Here is a 1,955-nt window from a genome sequence, read left to right on the forward strand (position 1 = left end):
AGACTATGGGTGATAAGGTCCATAGTCGAAAGGGAAACAGCCCAGACCACCAGCTAAGGTCCCAAAATATATGTTAAGTGGAAAAGGATGTGGCGTTGCCCAGACAACTAGGATGTTGGCTTAGAAGCAGCCATCATTTAAAGAGTGCGTAATAGCTCACTAGTCGAGTGACACTGCGCCGAAAATGTACCGGGGCTAAACATATTACCGAAGCTGTGGATTATCCGTAAGGATAATGGTAGGAGAGCGTTCTAAACGTGTTGAAGCATGATCGCAAGGACATGTGGAATGTTTAGAAGTGAGAATGCCGGTGTGAGTAGCGAAAGATGGGTGAGAATCCCATCCACCGATTGACTAAGGTTTCCAGAGGAAGGCTCGTCCGCTCTGGGTTAGTCGGGACCTAAGCCGAGGCCGATAGGCGTAGGCGATGGATAACAGGTAGATATTCCTGTACCACCTATGATTGTTTGAACGATGGGGGGACGCAGTAGGATAGGCGAAGCGTGCTGTTGGAGTGCACGTCCAAGCAACAAGACTGAGTGTTAGGCAAATCCGGCACTCGTAAGGTTGAGTTGTGATGGGGAGTTGGATCATGAATCCGACGAGTCGTTGATTTCACACTGCCAAGAAAAGCCTCTAGTTAGAAAATAGGTGCCCGTACCGCAAACCGACACAGGTAGTCAAGATGAGAATTCTAAGGTGAGCGAGCGAACTCTCGTTAAGGAACTCGGCAAAATGACCCCGTAACTTCGGGAGAAGGGGTGCTTTTTAAGGTGCAAGCCTTGAAGAGCCGCAGTGAATAGGCCCAAGCGACTGTTTATCAAAAACACAGGTCTCTGCTAAACCGTAAGGTGATGTATAGGGGCTGACGCCTGCCCGGTGCTGGAAGGTTAAGAGGAGTGGTTAGCTTCTGCGAAGCTACGAATCGAAGCCCCAGTAAACGGCGGCCGTAACTATAACGGTCCTAAGGTAGCGAAATTCCTTGTCGGGTAAGTTCCGACCCGCACGAAAGGCGTAACGATTTGGGCACTGTCTCAACGAGAGACTCGGTGAAATCATAGTACCTGTGAAGATGCAGGTTACCCGCGACAGGACGGAAAGACCCCGTGGAGCTTTACTGTAGCCTGATATTGAAATTCGGCACAGCTTGTACAGGATAGGTAGGAGCCTTAGAAGCGTGAGCGCTAGCTTACGTGGAGGCGCTGGTGGGATACTACCCTGGCTGTGTTGACTTTCTAACCCGCACCATTTGATCATGGTGGGAGACAGTGTCAGGCGGGCAGTTTGACTGGGGCGGTCGCCTCCTAAAGAGTAACGGAGGCGCTCAAAGGTTCCCTCAGAATGGTTGGAAATCATTCGCAGAGTGTAAAGGCACAAGGGAGCTTGACTGCGAGACTTACAAGTCGAGCAGGGTCGAAAGACGGACTTAGTGATCCGGTGGTTCCGCATGGAAGGGCCATCGCTCAACGGATAAAAGCTACCCCGGGGATAACAGGCTTATCTCCCCCAAGAGTTCACATCGACGGGGAGGTTTGGCACCTCGATGTCGGCTCATCGCATCCTGGGGCTGTAGTCGGTCCCAAGGGTTGGGCTGTTCGCCCATTAAAGCGGTACGCGAGCTGGGTTCAGAACGTCGTGAGACAGTTCGGTCCCTATCCGTCGTGGGCGTAGGAAATTTGAGAGGAGCTGTCCTTAGTACGAGAGGACCGGGATGGACATACCTCTGGTGTACCAGTTGTCGTGCCAACGGCATAGCTGGGTAGCTATGTATGGACGGGATAAGTGCTGAAAGCATCTAAGCATGAAGCCCCCCTCAAGATGAGATTTCCCAACTTCGGTTATAAGATCCCTCAAAGATGATGAGGTTAATAGGTTCGGGGTGTAAGCGCAGTAATGTGTGTAGCTGACGAATACTAATCGATCGAAGACTTAATCAAATTTTTAAAATCGGTTTT

General features: G+C 50.8%; 1 rRNA gene. It reads left to right on the forward strand.

The features are described 5' to 3' along the window. Nucleotides 1-1,937, forward strand: a 23S ribosomal RNA gene (locus tag LQ688_RS13840); the annotation flags it as partial. Nucleotides 1,938-1,955 lie beyond the last annotated feature (18 nt).

Origin of the sequence: Mammaliicoccus sp. J-M40 (genome assembly GCF_022386395.1) — a bacterium.
Classification (GTDB): domain Bacteria; phylum Bacillota; class Bacilli; order Staphylococcales; family Staphylococcaceae; genus Mammaliicoccus; species Mammaliicoccus lentus.